Raw genomic sequence first — 15,426 nt, 5'->3', positions numbered from 1 at the left:
TCTTAGTCCGCCAGTTGCGCGCTTTTGCCGGGCGACACCCTGTAGGTCAATTCCGCGTCATCCTGCGCCGCGTGGGCATCGGCCTGCTGTTGCAACCTGCCGTGATGGGGAGATTTGACGCAAACCGGATCTGTTGCAGACGCCTCACCCACGATCGCCATGGCCTGACACCGGCACCCGCCAAAATCGATCTCCTTGCGATCGCAGCTCCGACATGGCTCGGCCATCCAATCAGTTCCGCGATAGGCATTGAACGCCGCACCGTTGTACCAGATGTCTGACAAACCCTTGTCCTGCACCCGGTCAAATTTCAAATGCGGGATGGATTGCGCCGCGTGACAGGGCAATACCTGACCATCGGGCGCCACATTCAGGCCAGAGCTTCCCCACCCGCCCATACAGCGCTTGGGGAAATCTTCGTGGTAGTCGGCAGGCACGTAATCAATCACCAACGTCCCTTTGAGCGCAGCACGGGCCTCGGCCACAATGCGCGTGGCTTCCTGCGCCTGCTCTCGCGTTGGCATCAGCGCATCGCGGTTCTTAAGCGCCCAGCCATGGAATTGAACGGTAGCTACTTCGATCCGCCGCGCGCCCATTTCCTGCGCCATTTCAATTGCACGGGGCAGTTGGTGCAGATTGCGGCGGTGCAAAACCGCATTCAGCGTCAAGGGAAAGCCAATTTCCCCAATCCATTCAGCGACCTGCATCTTTCGCTTAAAGCCACCGTTATACCCGCCAATTTCATCTGCCATTTCAGGATTAGTGCCCTGTAAAGACAATTGCACGTGATCCAGACCCGCTGCATCAAGCTCCTTCAGACGTCGCTCGGTCAGGCCAATGCCGGAGGTGATCAGGTTCGTATAAAGCCCGGCATCTCGGGCTGCGGCAACCATCTCAACCAGATCACGTCGGGACGCGGGCTCGCCGCCGGAAAAGTGCAACTGCAAAACACCCAAGGCGGCCGCTTCCCGAAACACACGTATCCAGGTTTGTGTATCAAGCTCGGCATCTTGCTGCGCCATTTCCACAGGGTTTGAGCAATAAGGACACGAGAGCGGACAGCGATGCGTCAACTCCGCCAACATGGCGATGGGGGGCGGCGCCCTATTCATGCGGACACATCCAGAAATCGACGGTTGCGCAATGCGTCCAGAAACCCGGCACTGTCCTGCGTGATCTGCTGGGCAGACGCGTCATATTTTTGCGCCAGCATCTGGGTGATCTCCCCAAAACTTCGGGTGCCGTCGACTTCCGACAGAATTGCATGGCCAACAGGGTCCAGCGTTACCGCCCGCTCCGGCGCCAGCAGCACCCATTTTTCGCGCACTTTGTCATAATGCAACCGGACCCCACGGGGCAGAACGGGAATGTCGGCGCTTTCCATCATGACGCCCTTTGCAGCAACAAACCTTCACCGGGCTGCCACGCGCCAGGCGGAATGCGCGCAGGGGCAACATATGCGCCCCATAGCGCATCCAGCTGTGACCAGAGCACATTTGTTTTAAAAATCAGCGCTTCGGCTGCCGCATCTTGTTTTTCGGCGGTATCGGCATGGTCAAGCACCCACGCCAGACCAAAGGCCACATCCTTGGGTGCTTCTTTCAACCGGTTCTGGAAATACGACAGCGAGCTGTCATCGGCAAAGTCGTAATTCTGCAAGAGCCCTTGAATGCGATTTGCGTGTATTTTCGGGGCAAACAGCTCGGTCAGGGACGAGGCAACCGCCTCCAGCAAGGTTTTTTCCCGCACAAAACGGACATAGGCATCGACCGCAAATTTGGTGGCGGGCAATACTCCCGCCGTGGAGGCGACATAGTCCGGATCGAGGCCCACAGCTTCGGCCAAGCGCAGCCAGCGGCTGATGCCGCCTTCATTGGTGTCGCTGCCATCGTGATCTTCGATGCGCGACCGCCATTGCCGCCGCAGGGCCGGATCTTCGACACGCGACATGAATGCTGCGTCCTTCATCGGGATCGAATGCTGATAATAATACCGGTTGATCACCCATGCCCTGACCTGATCTGGCGAGCATCCCCCACCGTGCAATATGTCATGAAACGGGTGCAGATCGTGGTACCGTTCCGCCCCAATCTGGCGCAGGCGCGCTTCGAAATCTGTGCGGCTTTGGGTCATATGCTGATCTCCATTCCGTCTTGTCCAATGATCCATCCCGCCGCTTCCGCTTCGGCGCGTTCATCCGAGCTCGGGCGCAGGACCGGGTTGGTATTGTTCATGTGAACAAAAATCTTCTGTCCGATATCCAGACCATGGAACGCAGCGATCGAACCATCCGCACCGGACATGGACATATGACCCATCCGCTTGCCGGTCTTTTGCCCCAACCCTGCCTGGATCATTTCATTATCGGCCCAGAGTGTTCCATCAAAAAACACCAGATCCGCACCCGAAATACGTTCGTTCAGTTCTGGCGTCAGCATGGCACAACCCGGAATGTAATGCGCGGTTTTTCCGCCTGCCGTCAGTGCAACGCCGACAGTTTGATCGCCGATCAGATCGGTTTGAACCGTTTCACCTTCGAGATACAAAGGCACTTTGCCGGGGACCGGGTACAGCATGGCCGTCAATCCGGGGGATAGTTCGAATTCGGTTTCCAGTGCGATTGTCGTGCGCGTGACCACAGCGCTGTTGAGTGCATCAAAAATGGGGTTTTGAGACAGCACCTCGTGAATGCCCTCAGTCGCAAAAAGAGTAAAAGGTTGCATCTCGCGCAGGGTCAACAGACCCGCGATGTGGTCGATGTCGCCGTTGGTGACCAAAACGGACGTCAGCGGGAGTTGCCGCAAGCCATGGGGGAAGAGAGACTGGGCCTGCGACATCTGGAACCGAATGTCGGGAGAGGCATTCAGTATCGCCCACGCGCTTCCGTCCGCTGAAACGGAAATAGATGATTGGGTCTGTGATGGAATGTCACCGGCCCGCGCAAGCACGCAGTTTTGGCATCCACAATTCCATTGCGGAAGGCCACCCCCGGCAGCGGCACCGAGAATCTGCGCGCGGAAAGTCATGTTACCCCCGCGCGCTGATCAATTAGAACAGTACTTCGCGCTCTTCGTCGAAGTCAGGTCCGTACATGTTGATTTCCATGCCGCATTCGATTTCGCGGATGATTGGTTTCGACCATGCCATGATAAATCCTCCAGTCACGCATCGTGTGTACGATCTAAGTTGGCAGAAGGGCGTCAAGCAAGCTACTCTTATTTTATAAGAAATGCCTAGACTTTGGTCGATGTTTGGCGGGCTTCAAACACTGGTGCCAGCCCTATCAAACAGAACCCTTTGTTCCGCAATGTTTTGATTTCGAAATGAAATTCACCTTCCGAAAGCTTTTTCCGCAGATATCCAATGTAGACATCGACCACATTTTCGTTACCTGACCCGTCGCCGGACCAAAGAGCGTCAAAGATATGCCCCCGGGGCATCGCCGTCCCCGCATTTTGCGTCAAAAGCGTCAGCAATTCGCACTCACGCTCCGTCAATGAAACCGAAAACTGCGCGGAACTGAGGACACGTGTTTCTGCATCAAGATGCGGTGGTTGCGGCCGTTCCGCCTTGGCGCGATGCTCCTGAACCCGTAGACGGGCAATCAATTCATCGAAGTTGAACGGCTTGACCACATAGTCATCAGCACCCGCTGCAAGACCCGCCGCCCTGTGTTCGACATCCGACAGCGCCGAAAGCATCAGGATCGGCAGCGTAATCTGCGCATCGCGGATGCCGCGCACCAGATCAAGACCGCTGTCAGCGCCCAGCATGACATCCACGATGGCGGCTGAATACCCGCCCGTGCGGAGACGTTCGAGCGCACGGTCCGCCCGGTTTTCGGCCTCTGCGGAATATCCATGCAAGGTCAGTCCCCGCACAAGCGCCGAGGTGATTTCCGGATCGTCATCAATGACCAGCAAACGTGACGTCATGGGGATATCCTATTCATCCCCGCTCGGAAAACGAACCGCGATTTTGGTCCCGGGTGACGCCCCGAGTGCCGCATCGCGCGGCACAGGGCTTGTGATGGTGATCTCCCCGCCCTGCTCTTCGATGACCCAACGGGCGAGTGCTAAGCCTACACCAAACCCTTCGGCCTGTGTTGGTCCGGCCTGCGCAAAGCGATCAAAAATGTGGTCCTGATCCGACAGCTCAATGCCTGCGCCATTGTCGATGACGTTCAGTTCGATCCCTTGTGCATCAACGGCCACGGTCAGGCTGACTTTTCCCCCTCTCGGGCATGGCGAATGGCATTGCGTAAAAGGCTGCTCAACACTTGCCGCACCCAATTAGGGTCGCATGTAAGCGTCCGGTCCGGCACGGTGGATGTGATCAGCGTCATGCCAGCATTATCGATTTCTGCCTGTATCTCAGCCACCACTTCTGAAATTAAATCAGGTACTTGGATGCTTTTACTCTCGAGTGCCAGTTGCCCGCTGTCGGATCGGGCCACACGAAGCAAGTCATCAATCCGCCGGTTTAACCGGGCAGCACGAGTTTCGATCGTGTTGAACGCCTCTGCCGCCTCCGGTGCAGCTTGCCGCCCGATCTGCGCCTCCATCAAAATCACGGTCAGGGGTGTACGGAGCTCGTGGCTGACATCGGCAAAAAAGCGGCGGCGGTTTTCATCGATTTCCGACAGCTTTTCATTGGCCGCACGCAAATCTTCCGTGCGTTGCGCAATGGTTTCGTTCAAACGGTCCCATTCTGCCTGCACATCGTCCTGACGCGCGGATAGGGCGGCGGCCATGCGGTTGGTTTCACTGGAAAGCTGGCCGATCTCATCGGGTCGGCTTACGGGCAAGGCCACATCAAAATGCCCCTCGCCAATCCGGTGCGCCGCCTCACGCAATCGATCAAGGCGCATGAATTGCGGGCGGATGAGGCCGAGATAAAACAGCGCGACCACCAAGATGGTTAGGGCGGCGATTGCAAGTGCGGCAAAAATCAAAGACCGGCGCAACTCTCCGATGCTCGACAGAATGGCGTTGCGAAACAGCACTTCCGTATTGACGGCCTGGCTCAGCAGCGGATCAAAACTTGAGGCGAAGGTATCAATATACGCGCGCAATCGCGCGGTATCGGTCGTATCCATGCGCAGGCCCGTCAGCGTGTTTTGCAACATCGCCTCCATGCGCGCCAGACCGAGCGATTGGGTCCCATACCGTGATTGGGCATCAAGCCCCAAATCCTGCGCTGCGATTACGGCGTCTTCGACATCTTCGCGCAGCTGCACAAATGTACCGTTTATCTGGTTGATAACGGGGTCCAGACGCTCCATGCGAACCTCCGCCGATCTGCCGGTTTGGATGGCCTCCGTACCGATGACCAGAAAGGTCGCGGCCTGGGTCGACAGGGTTGCGTAGCGCGCCATGCGCTGTTCCGACGCCAATGCCGTATCAAGACGTTTCGCCACATGTTGCATTCCCACATAGAGGATGCCCACCGTCAGCAATGTCGCCCCGCCCAAAGCGGCCGCGCCAAGACCAAGGCGCAGTTTGAGGGACAAGGAACGGGTCAGAGACAACACGGGTTTCCAGTGCTTGTTGGGGCATATCCAGGTTTGCCGGGTGCCCATTTGCAACGGGATTTCCGGTCGAGAGCGAGCCGATAACCTTATTTTTACGGCTCTTAGATTTTATGGACAACACCACAAACTACGACTAACGTATTAATTGACAAGGAAATAACATGATCGAGCTGTTATTTATTGCCTGTCTTTCAGGCGCACCGGAAAACTGCCACGAGCGCAGTCTGGTGTTCACAAATGTCACGCCGATGGCGTGTATGATGGGTGCTCAGCCTGAATTGGCGAAATGGGTTGCGTCCCATCCGAACCATCGAATTCAGAGCTGGAAATGTCGCATGGTCTCCTTTGCGGAGGTTGAAGCCTAAGACGGCATCACGTCTTTCGTTTCATCAGACCACGGGCGGGGTCATACCCCCAAACAGCGATGGCACCGAGCGCAATTGTGCTCAGGAGCACCCACAGGAATGCCGCCATGTTGAACTGCAGATAGAGCAGAAAACGGATCAATTCGACCACATGCGTGAACGGATTGAGTGCGCAAATGTCGCGCAAGAACGGCGAGCTTTCAGCCATTTTCCACAGCGGATAGAGCGCTGAGGACAGGAAAAACATGGGAAAGATGATGAAATTCATCACCCCGGCAAAATTTTCCAATTGCTTGATAAAGCTGGACAATACCAGGCCAAGCGCCCCCAACATTAACCCGCCAAGGAAAAGACCCGGCAAAACGGCAACGTAGCCCCATGCCGGCATGGTGATCTCGAAAAGTGCGGCGATGCCCAAAAACGCATAGACCTGCAGCACCGAAATCACTGTGGAGCCAAACAGCCGGCAAAAGAGCAGCCACCATCGTGGGAACGGACTGGTCAACAGCAGGCGCATCGATCCCATCTCGCGGTCGTAAACCAGGCTGAGCGAGCTTTGCATGCCGTTGAACAACAGCACCATCGCGCACAGCCCCGGAACGATATAGGTCTCGTAGGTGATATAGGTTTGGTAGGGTGGAATAATCGACAAACCCAACGCTGCGCGAAACCCGGCTGCAAACACCAAAAGCCAGACCAGCGGGCGCACAAGGGCCGCGATAAATCGTTCGCGCTGGTGCACGAACCGCAAGAATTCCCGACCTATGATTGCGCGTGCAACGCCCCACCAGCCGGTCATGCCGTGTCCCTTGTTTGCGACAAGAACCAGTCCGACAAGGTATCGCCACCTCGCAATGCCCCCGCGTTTCCTTCGGTCAAAATCTGTCCGCGATGCAAAACAACCAATTGGTCGGCGTCCTGCACCTCATCGGTCAGGTGTGTTGTCCACAGCACGCACAAACCCTGCTCGGCCAAGGCATGCACATGTTCTGTGATCGCGCGCCGTGCCGCTGCATCAAGGCCCACTGTCGGCTCATCCAGCAACAAAACTTTAGGGTCATGCAGCAAAGATCGGGCAAGTTCCGTCCGGCGACGGTGGCCGCCATTGAGGGCCCCTGCCTTTTCATCGGCCCGTTCGCGCATGTCCAACCTGTCCAGCACCGTATCGATGCGACCAGCCACCTCGCTGCGCGCCATGCCGTGAAGCGCCGCGAAATACGCAAGGTTTTGGCGCACCGTCAGATTGAGATCGAGCGTGGATTGCTGGAACACAACACCCAGATCGGCCAGCGCCCGCCGGGGGTGCGCACGCAAATCATGCCCGGCGAGGTGAATGTCGCCCTGTGGTGCAACCAAAAGCCGGGTCAGTAGCGCGATCAGGGTGGATTTCCCGGCACCGTTGGGGCCCAATAGCGCGCAAAATGTTCCACCAGACACGGTGAACGACACGTGGTCCAGCGCCTTTTTGGCCCCGTATTCAAAGCTGAGATCGCGTACGATCAGACCGCCTGTCATCTCATGCTCACCCTTCTGCGCCTCCGCCAACCGCCTCGTTCCCCGTCTTGCAGCTTGCCCGCAAAGTGCGGGCACCTCAAGGGTGCCGGATAGCGCCGCCACAAGACAAAAGTATGCCTGCGCTCACAGAGATGTTATATGTCGAGCCGCGTAGGGACGATAGGATGCTATAGCCAAAGCAACGGCCTGCGACTTGGGAATTAGGCACGTATGATGACGCTGAAACGACGCGATATGATCAGGGGTGGTACAGGCGCTTTATGCCTTCTGGCCCTGCCATCGCATGCTCAGACCCATACGCTGCCTGATGTGGGTCCCAGCACCGAAGAGGTCATCGCGGAGTTTGTAGGTGACGCGACGATCACAGACGGCGGTGTCGAACTCACTTTGCCGGACGTGGCCGAAGATGGCTACAGGGTGGCTGTCGCAGTCAATGCACCCGGTGCTACTGAAATTGCGTTGATTGCCCCGGGCAATCCCTTCAAACGTATCACACATGTGCATTTCGGGCCGCTATCCGCCGCGCAACAGCTATCAACGCGCATGCGTCTGGCACAAACCCAAGATGTCGTGGCGCTGGCCCGCATGGCCAATGGCGATATACACAGAGCCGTTGCCCATGTAGACGTTCTGGTTGGCGGGTGCGCGTGATGTCCACGAGGAGGTCCGCATGGCAGACGGGGTAAAGACACGCATCAAGCTGCCCAAAACCGCCCGGGCGGATGAAGTCATCACCATCAAGACGCTGATCACTCATCGGATGGAAAACGGGTTGCGGATGAATGCGCTTGGCCTGCCTATTCCGCGCGGCATCATCTATCGGTTTGAATGCAGCTTTGAGGGTGAAACGGTTGTCGATGTCACGATTGAGCCTGGCATTTCGACAAACCCGTTTTTCGAGTTTCAGGCACGTGTGCCCAAATCCGGCGTGTTTTCCTTTGCATGGCACGACGAAGACGGGGCCGTTTACACCGCGCAGAAAGAGATCACAGTGGTCTGAGCGCGGCCATGAGTGCCGACTAAAGTGTGGGTTTTGGCGCGAGGTCAAATTGGAAAGACTGGTCAACGCTCCGGGTTGGGGCCTCAGAAATGCAAGCGCGGTGGCACATATGAAACGTGCGGCTTTGATTTTGAGCGTGGTTTCTGGACTTCCGGCAATAAGTTTTGCCAGCGACAGTTCAGTGCCACAGGACGTGTTGGCGATAGAAGGTGATCCCGAATTTGGCGCGTATCTGTCAGGGGAATGTGTGGCCTGCCACAGCCTGGACAGCGGTGCAGCGGGGATACCGGTGATCAAAGGACAGGAGCGCGAAACAATTGTCGAAGCCCTGCACGACTACAGATCAAAACGGCGCACGCATCCTGTGATGGAGATGATCGCCAGCCGATTGAACGATGAAGAGATTGCGGCACTCGCGGCCTATTTTGCCGGCCTCGACTGACACCAGCAACGAGGGGAGAGATCATGGGATTGAACAGACGGACGTTTTTAGGAACGGGCGCCGCGGCCACCATTGCGGCCCCGCATGTGTTGGCAGACGGGCACGGCAGGCCGCGGGTTGTCGTCATTGGCGGGGGTGCCGGGGGAGCAACCGCCGCGCGGTACATCGCCAAGGACAGCGAGGGCGCGATTGATGTGACACTGGTTGAGCCGTCGCGCACGTATTTCAGTTGTTTTTTCTCGAACCTCTATTTGGGTGGTTTCAAGAACATCGACGATATTAGCCATACCTACGGTCAACTTGCCGCGAACCACGGAATTAACGTGATCCACGACTGGGCGGTGGATGTGGATCCTGCGGCGCGCACCGTCACGCTGGCCGGTGGGGCGACGCTTGGCTACGAAAAGCTTATCCTGTCGCCCGGCATTGATTTTGTGGACGGCGCCGTTGATGGCTGGAGCATTGAAGCGCAAAATGCCATGCCACATGCCTTCAAGGCGGGATCGCAGACCGAACTGCTCAGAGCTCAGGTCGCGGCGATGCCAGAGGGCGGAACCTATGCGATGGTTGCCCCGCCCAACCCGTATCGGTGCCCGCCCGGCCCATATGAACGGGTGTCGATGGTGGCGCATCTTTTGAAACAGACCAATCCTACCGCCAAGATCATCATCGCTGATCCCAAGCCCAAATTTTCGAAAATGGCGTTGTTCGAAGATGGCTGGGCGACGCATTACCCCGGCATGATCGATTGGATCGGGGAAGAGTTTGGCGGCGGGGCAGTCTCGGTTGATCCGCACGCGATGACCCTGACCATTGATGGCGAAGAAACAGCGGTGGATGTGTGCAACGTCATTCCGGCCATGAAAGCGGGGCGGATTGCGGAAATAGCAGGCGTCACCGATGGCAATTGGGCCCCGGTCACGGCGGCAGACATGTCCAGCAAGGCCAACCCCGACATCCATGTGCTGGGGGATGCCAGCCAACAGGGTGACATGCCAAAATCAGGGTTTTCGGCCAATTCACAAGCCAAGGTTTGCGCCAATGCCGTGCGCGGTGCGTTGACCGACTCCAAGGTTTTTCCCGCCCGTTTTGCCAATACCTGTTGGTCGTTGATCGCACCTGATGATGGCGTCAAAGTGGGCGCGACCTATGAGGCGACGGAAGAAAAGATCGCCCGCGTCGACGGGTTTATCAGTCAGACCGGAGAGACCGCCGCACTGCGCAAGGATACGTATCTGGAATCCGAAGGGTGGTATGCCAGCATCACCGCCGACATGTTCAGCTAAGCGTCACCACGTCACCCATCGGGTCCATAGATTTATCGTGGAATGACTATTCCAGCGTAGCTCCAGTGGCGCTTGCGCGGAGCCGTAAGACCCGATTTGCCAGCCTGTCGGCTTCCTGCATCGCGTGGGTCACAAAGAGAGTGGCCGGTTTATGCTCCGCAATTAGGGCCTCCGTCAGTTGCACCATGCTGTGAGCTGTTTCCGGGTCAAGCGACACGAAGGGTTCATCCATGATCAGCAACTCTGGCCGCCCGGCAAACGCGCGGGCCAGTGACAATCGCCTTTGTTGTCCCAATGAAAGCTGCCCGGGAAATACGTGTGATTTGCCCGTCAACCCGACTTGATCCAGCGCGCGATCGATGTGTTGCGCGTTCAGTTTGGGATGAACGATGCGCAAATTGTCCCGCACAGATCGCCACAACAACAGGGTTGGCTCCTGAAAGACGATGGCCAACGCCTCGGGGCGCTGAACACGGCCTTCGAATTCCGTGTCAATGCCCGCAACGATACGCAGGATCGTGGACTTGCCGATGCCCGACGGGCCGACCAGTGCTACGGTTTCTCCACCTGAGATCGAAAATTCGACCGCGCCAAGCACCTGCAATGCGCCGAAGTGTTTGGATTTGATGGCAACATCAATCATGCGCTGCGCCACCGCCCGACCCGGCGCTCCCACGGCTGCAGCAAAACCCATTCGACCAGCAGCATCACGCAGATGAAGGATACCGCGTAGACGAGCACCATCGACACATCAAAAAGCTGAAAATAAAGATGAATCTGAAAGCCAACGCCGGAAGATCGGCCCAGAAATTCGACCACAAGCACGATCTTCCAAATCACAGCCACGCCGGACCGTGCAGCGGCCGCGATGAAGGGGGCCAGTTGCGGCAAGATCACGTGACGCAGACGTTGCCAGTACGACATGCGATAGACCTGCGCCAGCGCGTCATAGGAAGGATCAAGTGCCCGCGCACCTTCACGCACAACCGTGGCGACGTTGGGCACTTTGTTCAGCGTAACGGCAATGATCGCAGCAGCTTCAGTCAGTCCGATCCAGAGATAGCAAAGCACAATCAAGACGAGGGCGGGGAGGTTCAGAAAGACAACCAACCAGGGGTCCAGCCACCGGTTCAACGCCGCCGACCGCCCCATAGCCATGCCGATGGCCGCGCCAAGGGTCATGGCAAGGCCAAATGCCCAGATCACCCGCAGGATCGTTGCGCCAAGATGGGTCCATAACTCACCCGACGCCATTTCCTGGGCAAACTTCGGCAGCAAAGCCCAGGGCGTGGGCAGCAATTGCGCGTCATCTGTCAACATCGCCGCCACGACCCAAAGGCTCAGCAGCCCCAGAATGGAAAACACAGGCGTGAGGCGTGTATCCGTCATTTCGCGTTACTTCACATCCGCAAAAAGGCCGGGCGGGATTTGTGTTATGTCGCCGACAAGGGCCGAACCACCGACATCAACCATCACGGCCAACATCTTTCCCGCAGCTTTTTCGTTGATCGGCGCGCGCTCTGGGATGCCGTCGATCCAATCCGCCTTCAGTCGTTCGAATTCCTCTTCGGTGGCCGCATTCATGCGCGGCCGCAACGCACCCCAGGCGGCAGGATCATCGGCCAGAATGTCTTTGGCTTCCCGGCTGGCATCATAGAAAGCCTGCGCCAGATCAGGATGTTCCGCAAGGTAACTCTCCTTGAAGTAATAGCCCACAAGCGGCGTATCCGCGTCGAGCCCCAGGGCGCGCGCCGCCTCTTCTACGGAGATCAGTTCGCGCATCCCTGCAGCCTTCATTTTGGACAGAAAGTGCCAGTAGTTTACCGCGCCCGCATATTCCGCGCCCAACGCGGATTTGAAGATCAAGGGAGGTGCGCCGTAGACCTGTTCCGTTTGCGCGATCAGGTCCATACCGTACTGCTGTTGCGCGTAGGCTTGCAGGATCAACCATGATTTATCGAGCGGCCCTCCGGCAATTCCAATCTTGCCTCCCGCCAGGTCCTTGAGGTTTGTGCTGGTCGAGTTGGCGGGCACCACCACGCCGCCCACGGCGCGCGAATACGGGATAAAGGTGTAATCCTTTCCGGCCGCGCGTTGCCGCGCCAGCCAAATCCAATCCGCCACAGCCATGTCGGCCGCGCCACCCGCCACGGCAATCCGGGTGGCGCCATTGTCGGCATAGGGTTGAATTTTAAGGCTAAAGCCGTGCTTTTTGTCGAGGCCCTGATCGGAAATGACGGCCAGTTCCCAATTGACCGTGCCAATTTTCAGCACCGCGGCGCGCAGAACGGGCGCATCGTCCGCCCAAAGCGGGCCCGCGATTGCAATGACAATGACGTGGACCCACCAAAATGGTTTCATGGGCCCCTCCCCGGTCTATTCCGCCCGACGTCCGACCTCGTTCAGGTCCTTGTCGAGCTCGATGTCGAACTGGTTGCCGCCTTTGCAGATCACGTCGTCCAATTCATACCCGTCATCCTCAACTTCAATGTCGTCGGGATCCATCTGGCATTCCATGGAGGCCAGAAGAGCTTCGATCTTGGCAATGGTTTCCGCGTCCAGGTGACCATGCGCAAAGGCGGGCGCCGTGACTGTTGTGGCAAGGATAAGGGCGATAAGATGTTTCATCAGGACCTCTCAATTACTGGATGGAAAAAGTGACGGATTGCGCACCGCCGGTGGAGCCGGGAATGCGCAATGTATGGCTGCCGGGCTTGATGGCGATAAACGACAATTCAACCACGCCCGCTTTGTCAAACTCGATGGAATCGATCGCCATGGGACGAATTTCAATCTTGTTGATGACGATCTCGTTCATCCAGATCGCGCGAAAGAAACTTGGCCCTTCGACGGCCAGTTCGGCCGAGCCGTCCGCCGTGATCTCAAGCTTGTAATAGGCCCCCGATTGCAAAACCACGTCCTCGCCCAAGGGCTGACCTGACGCCAGTGTCAGTTTGATGGTCTCGCCGCGATTGCACTTGGCCAAAAGACCGGCAAATCCAAGGTCATCGCATAGAGGGGCCGCACTGACCGGCGCTGCAATCCCCGCCAATGCGGCTGCTAAAATCCACTTCTTCATCCTTATTTCTCCCTTACCTTATTCAATGGTCACCACGCCCCATGGCTGCTGGCCAACCTGCACAGACCGCACCGCCTTTTCGCTGGCAACGTCAATGACAGTGATATCGTTCGAATTTCCGTTGGTCGTCAGAAGGTATTTTTCATCTGGCGTGAAACTAAGCTGCCAAACCCGCTGACCAACCAGAATGTAATCCAGAACCTCCAGGCTCTGGGCATCCACAACTGCAACCCGATTTGCAGGGCCAAGTGCCACGAACAGACGTTTCCCATCCGATGTCACCTTGGCGCCGACGGGCTGCAGCCATTCAGGCAAAACGCCGGGCACCTCAAAGCTGATCTTGCCAACGACACTGGGCGTTCCGTCCTCGGCAATGTCCATCACGGATACCGTCCCGCCGATTTCAGAGGTTACAAAAAGGCGCGATCCGTCGGCGGTGTACTGTGCGTACCGCGGGCGCTGATCGACCAGAATATTGTGTTTGATCTGATAGTCTTCGGTGGAAATGAAATGCGCCATATTGGTCGTTTCAGATGTATTAACCACCCATTTCGCATCCGGGCTCATTCCCATGCCTTCGGGCTCCACACCTACGGGCACTTCCGCCAGAATGGTTCGGGTTTCGGTGTCCGTGACGGTGACCAGATTGTCATCTTCATTCGCGATATAGAGCCGTTTGCCAGAGGGTTCGATGATGAACAATTCCGGGTCCGGGCCCGACGGAAGGCTGGGTAATTCTTCGTAGGTTTCTGTGTCAAAAACCCGGACGATATTGTCGTCAGACGCGCAGACATAAAGCTTGGTGCCGTCGGGGCTTACCGTGATGCCGCGCGGGCGGTTTCCTCCGGCAAATTCCGTGATCACTTCCCAGGTATCCGTATCGAGAACTGTGATCGTATTGCCCCTCTCGTTTGAAACAAAGGCTTTGCCCGCAAGTGCCGGACCGGCCATGGAAACCGTCAGAAGTGTCGTCAGGAACAAGGATTTCATCAGTTCTTTCCCTTAGTTGAACGCGGTGCATCGGGATTCAGGTCGATCAAGACCCAATGTATCGAGCGGCGAGACTTGGTGCAGATAGCCATCCTGCGGGCTGACACTAACGGTGATTGATCCATCATGGAGCAGCACCGGTTGACGCAATTGTCCGTTCCAGTCCCGGAAAGTGACCTTTTGCCCCTTGAACGCGGCCAGCTCAAATGCGTCGGACAACGCATAGTCGCGTACGCCTTCAGGTGTTGCGGTGTTGGCCCGCGTGACAGCCTCGCCCACAACCCGCAGGGCGAGCCAGACATTGTAATCCTCGGCCATGGCATAGCGGCCCGTCAGGTCTTCGAACCGCGTGTGATACTGGGTTGCACCCCAGGCCTCATGCGCGCCGTGAAACGTCACAGGGCGCAACCCACCAGAGCCCATAACCGTGCGCGGTAACCAAAGATGATAGGTCAGATACCGCGCAAAATAATCGTTTTCATCTGCGGCGATAAGCACATGGTGGTCGTCGGCATCTTGCAAAAACAGGGGCAATTGGCGTTGCACCAAAACGTGACCGGAGTCCGTGCGTCGCGATCCGCCCGTGTCTTCGAAGGTCAAATCATCCACAATCTTTGCGCCAAATTTCTTGGCAGCGCGCCGGTAGGCTTCGGTCAGCGCAATATCGTCGGGGTTTGAGCCACCGACAAGAAGCCATTCATTCCATTTCTTCCACATCGCAAATTGTGCAACCGCATCCGCTTCCATCGCGTGCGAAGGTGCCGTGTGCAACAGGTTACCCCGGCATTCGGCATCGCGCATCGCAACGTCCGGGGCCTGCGCATTGAACACAAGTGCCCCCGCCGATGCTGCGCGATCCGTTAGGCGCAACACATCCTCGCCCCTGGCCAAAACGACAAGCAAATCAATGCCTTCACTCAGGAGTTTCTCGAGCGCCGCGTCGGCCTCCTCCGGGGACGCAGCGACCGTTACCGTTTCGTAGGTATGGCCCAGAAAACTCCCCGTGGTCCCATTGTCTTCGTCGGCCAGCGCTGCACCCGCAAACCCCAGATCATCCGGTTTCAGGTCATAGCGGGAGATTGGCAGAAGCGTTGGATAATCCACCCGCAGCACAGCCGCACGCACATCGATCGCAGCTGCAGGCAAGGCACTGGCGCACCAGATAACGATCGCCAAAAGCGAAAATAGGCCTTTCAGCACATGATCCTCCCGTGTT

Annotated in this window: 22 protein-coding genes; 5 read left to right on the top strand and 17 right to left on the bottom strand. The window is 57.3% G+C overall.

Annotated features, from left to right (window positions below; genetic code table 11):
* Positions 1 to 2: 2 nt before the first annotated feature.
* The 8 genes from pqqE to ACZ1HJ_RS10255 all read right to left on the bottom strand — a co-directional run bounded on the left by pqqE (position 3) and on the right by ACZ1HJ_RS10255 (position 5,530).
* Positions 3 to 1,112 (bottom strand): pyrroloquinoline quinone biosynthesis protein PqqE, encoded by a 1,110-nt coding sequence (gene pqqE / locus ACZ1HJ_RS10290; protein WP_472718579.1) that lies wholly within the window; start codon positions 1,110 to 1,112, stop codon positions 3 to 5.
* Positions 1,109 to 1,387 (bottom strand): pyrroloquinoline quinone biosynthesis peptide chaperone PqqD, encoded by a 279-nt coding sequence (pqqD, locus tag ACZ1HJ_RS10285; RefSeq protein ID WP_472718578.1) that lies wholly within the window; start codon positions 1,385 to 1,387, stop codon positions 1,109 to 1,111. The genes pqqE and pqqD overlap by 4 nt, the downstream gene beginning before the upstream one ends.
* Positions 1,384 to 2,133, bottom strand: coding sequence for a pyrroloquinoline-quinone synthase PqqC (gene pqqC, locus ACZ1HJ_RS10280; RefSeq protein WP_472718577.1), 750 nt, complete (start codon positions 2,131 to 2,133; stop codon positions 1,384 to 1,386). The genes pqqD and pqqC overlap by 4 nt, the downstream gene beginning before the upstream one ends.
* Positions 2,130 to 3,026: a pyrroloquinoline quinone biosynthesis protein PqqB gene (gene pqqB / locus ACZ1HJ_RS10275; RefSeq protein ID WP_472718576.1), complete on the bottom strand. Its 897-nt coding sequence runs from the start codon at positions 3,024 to 3,026 to the stop codon at positions 2,130 to 2,132. The genes pqqC and pqqB overlap by 4 nt, the downstream gene beginning before the upstream one ends.
* Positions 3,027 to 3,048: 22 nt before the next feature.
* Positions 3,049 to 3,147, bottom strand: coding sequence for a pyrroloquinoline quinone precursor peptide PqqA (pqqA, locus tag ACZ1HJ_RS10270; RefSeq protein WP_472718575.1), 99 nt, complete (start codon positions 3,145 to 3,147; stop codon positions 3,049 to 3,051).
* 86 nt (positions 3,148 to 3,233) lie between these two features.
* Positions 3,234 to 3,935: a response regulator transcription factor gene (locus tag ACZ1HJ_RS10265; protein WP_472718574.1), complete on the bottom strand. Its 702-nt coding sequence runs from the start codon at positions 3,933 to 3,935 to the stop codon at positions 3,234 to 3,236.
* Between the two features lie 9 nt (positions 3,936 to 3,944).
* Entirely contained in the window at positions 3,945 to 4,214 is a 270-nt protein-coding gene (locus ACZ1HJ_RS10260) for a sensor histidine kinase (protein WP_472718573.1), read from the bottom strand.
* A 2-nt stretch (positions 4,215 to 4,216) separates the two neighbouring features.
* Positions 4,217 to 5,530, bottom strand: a complete 1,314-nt coding sequence (locus ACZ1HJ_RS10255) for an ATP-binding protein (RefSeq protein ID WP_472718572.1) — start codon at positions 5,528 to 5,530, stop codon at positions 4,217 to 4,219.
* Between the two features lie 164 nt (positions 5,531 to 5,694).
* Here ACZ1HJ_RS10255 and ACZ1HJ_RS10250 point away from each other — a divergent pair, with 164 nt between their 5' ends.
* Positions 5,695 to 5,898: a hypothetical protein gene (locus ACZ1HJ_RS10250; RefSeq protein WP_472718571.1), complete on the top strand. Its 204-nt coding sequence runs from the start codon at positions 5,695 to 5,697 to the stop codon at positions 5,896 to 5,898.
* 7 nt (positions 5,899 to 5,905) lie between these two features.
* Here the strand turns inward: ACZ1HJ_RS10250 and ACZ1HJ_RS10245 are convergent, their stop codons facing one another.
* Positions 5,906 to 6,697: an ABC transporter permease gene (locus ACZ1HJ_RS10245; protein WP_472718570.1), complete on the bottom strand. Its 792-nt coding sequence runs from the start codon at positions 6,695 to 6,697 to the stop codon at positions 5,906 to 5,908.
* A complete protein-coding gene (locus ACZ1HJ_RS10240; RefSeq protein ID WP_472722194.1) occupies positions 6,694 to 7,413 on the bottom strand; it encodes an ABC transporter ATP-binding protein in 720 nt (239 codons plus the stop codon). Before ACZ1HJ_RS10240 ends, ACZ1HJ_RS10245 begins: the two co-directional genes overlap by 4 nt.
* 210 nt (positions 7,414 to 7,623) lie before the next feature.
* Here ACZ1HJ_RS10240 and ACZ1HJ_RS10235 point away from each other — a divergent pair, with 210 nt between their 5' ends.
* From ACZ1HJ_RS10235 to ACZ1HJ_RS10220, 4 genes are all read left to right on the top strand, one after another.
* The gene (locus ACZ1HJ_RS10235) at positions 7,624 to 8,064 is read left to right on the top strand and encodes a thiosulfate oxidation carrier protein SoxY (RefSeq protein WP_472718569.1); all 441 of its coding nucleotides are present in this window, start codon (positions 7,624 to 7,626) and stop codon (positions 8,062 to 8,064) included.
* A gap of 19 nt (positions 8,065 to 8,083) precedes the next feature.
* Positions 8,084 to 8,413: a thiosulfate oxidation carrier complex protein SoxZ gene (gene soxZ / locus ACZ1HJ_RS10230; protein ID WP_472718568.1), complete on the top strand. Its 330-nt coding sequence runs from the start codon at positions 8,084 to 8,086 to the stop codon at positions 8,411 to 8,413.
* Between the two features lie 109 nt (positions 8,414 to 8,522).
* Entirely contained in the window at positions 8,523 to 8,855 is a 333-nt protein-coding gene (locus ACZ1HJ_RS10225; RefSeq protein ID WP_472718567.1) for a c-type cytochrome, read from the top strand.
* Between the two features lie 23 nt (positions 8,856 to 8,878).
* Positions 8,879 to 10,141: an FCSD flavin-binding domain-containing protein gene (locus ACZ1HJ_RS10220; RefSeq protein WP_472718566.1), complete on the top strand. Its 1,263-nt coding sequence runs from the start codon at positions 8,879 to 8,881 to the stop codon at positions 10,139 to 10,141.
* Between the two features lie 46 nt (positions 10,142 to 10,187).
* Here the strand turns inward: ACZ1HJ_RS10220 and ACZ1HJ_RS10215 are convergent, their stop codons facing one another.
* From ACZ1HJ_RS10215 to ACZ1HJ_RS10185, 7 genes are read right to left on the bottom strand one after another with little or no spacing between them, the layout of a single operon-like run.
* Entirely contained in the window at positions 10,188 to 10,784 is a 597-nt protein-coding gene (locus tag ACZ1HJ_RS10215) for an ABC transporter ATP-binding protein (protein WP_472718565.1), read from the bottom strand.
* On the bottom strand, positions 10,781 to 11,530 hold the full coding sequence (locus ACZ1HJ_RS10210) for an ABC transporter permease (RefSeq protein WP_472718564.1): 750 nt from the start codon (positions 11,528 to 11,530) through the stop codon (positions 10,781 to 10,783). The genes ACZ1HJ_RS10215 and ACZ1HJ_RS10210 overlap by 4 nt, the downstream gene beginning before the upstream one ends.
* A gap of 6 nt (positions 11,531 to 11,536) precedes the next feature.
* A complete protein-coding gene (locus ACZ1HJ_RS10205; protein WP_472718563.1) occupies positions 11,537 to 12,502 on the bottom strand; it encodes an ABC transporter substrate-binding protein in 966 nt (321 codons plus the stop codon).
* 15 nt (positions 12,503 to 12,517) lie between these two features.
* Positions 12,518 to 12,769 (bottom strand): PepSY domain-containing protein, encoded by a 252-nt coding sequence (locus tag ACZ1HJ_RS10200; protein ID WP_472718562.1) that lies wholly within the window; start codon positions 12,767 to 12,769, stop codon positions 12,518 to 12,520.
* 13 nt (positions 12,770 to 12,782) lie between these two features.
* Positions 12,783 to 13,220, bottom strand: a complete 438-nt coding sequence (locus ACZ1HJ_RS10195; RefSeq protein ID WP_472718561.1) for a cupredoxin domain-containing protein — start codon at positions 13,218 to 13,220, stop codon at positions 12,783 to 12,785.
* An 18-nt stretch (positions 13,221 to 13,238) separates the two neighbouring features.
* Positions 13,239 to 14,210 carry a YVTN family beta-propeller repeat protein gene (locus ACZ1HJ_RS10190; RefSeq protein ID WP_472718560.1) on the bottom strand — a complete coding sequence of 324 codons (972 nt, stop codon included), beginning with the start codon at positions 14,208 to 14,210 and terminating at the stop codon, positions 13,239 to 13,241.
* Positions 14,211 to 14,222: 12 nt separating this feature from the next.
* A complete protein-coding gene (locus tag ACZ1HJ_RS10185) occupies positions 14,223 to 15,407 on the bottom strand; it encodes an ABC transporter substrate-binding protein (protein ID WP_472722193.1) in 1,185 nt (394 codons plus the stop codon).
* Positions 15,408 to 15,426: the final 19 nt, after the last annotated feature.

It is taken from the genome of Roseovarius sp. JB2-10 (assembly GCF_055693585.1).
This window is presented reverse-complemented; position numbering and strand designations above follow the sequence as displayed.